1 protein-coding gene is annotated in these 681 nt (G+C 63.7%); it reads left to right on the plus strand.

Going from position 1 to position 681, the window contains the following annotated elements; translation table 11 throughout:
- Window positions 1-56 precede the first annotated feature (56 nt).
- Window positions 57-681, plus strand: a 625-nt coding sequence (locus SQ11_RS15760) for a biotin/lipoyl-binding protein (RefSeq protein ID WP_041515155.1), incomplete at its 3' end; no start/stop codon positions are given.

Here is a 681-nt window from a genome sequence, read left to right on the forward strand (position 1 = left end):
GTAGTGCAGTGCAGTGCATCGCATAGCCTCTATTTCGACTTCCTGGATCGTTTGACATGAAGAAGCCTCTCATTGCCTTTGGTCTTATCGTGGTGCTGGCGCTCGGCGCATGGGACTGGATGCAGCAGCGGGACAAAGGCAACGACGGCACGCTGGTGCTGTACGGCAACGTGGACATTCGGCAGGTGTCGTTGGCGGTCGATGGCAGTGGCCGTGTGGCCGACATGAAGGTCGATGAAGGCGATGCCGTGAAGACCGGCCAGGTGCTGGCCACGCTAGACACCCGAACGCTGGCCCTGCAGGCTGAACAGGCGCAGGCGCAGATCGGCGTGCAGCAGCAGAACCTGCTGCGCTTGAAGAACGGTGCGCGCCCGCAGGAGCTGGCGCAGGCGCGAAGTGGTTATGTCGCCGCGCAAGCCGATGCCGAGCGCGCGCGCAAGGATCTGGCTCGCCTGCAAAGTATCGCGGCCAATACGGATAATCGTGGGGTTAGCGTGCAGGAACTGGATCGCGCCAGGGCAGCCGCGCAGGTTGCGGATGCGCAGGCCGCGCAAAAGCGCGACGCGCTACCCCTGACCGAAATCGGCCCGCGCAAGGAAGACATCGCCCCCGCCGCGGCACAACTGAAAGCCCCCGAGGACCAATCGGCACTGCTGCACACTCATGTTTCGCAGGGTCGGT

Source organism: Nitrosospira sp. NpAV (assembly GCF_000832065.1).
GTDB lineage: Bacteria > Pseudomonadota > Gammaproteobacteria > Burkholderiales > Nitrosomonadaceae > Nitrosospira.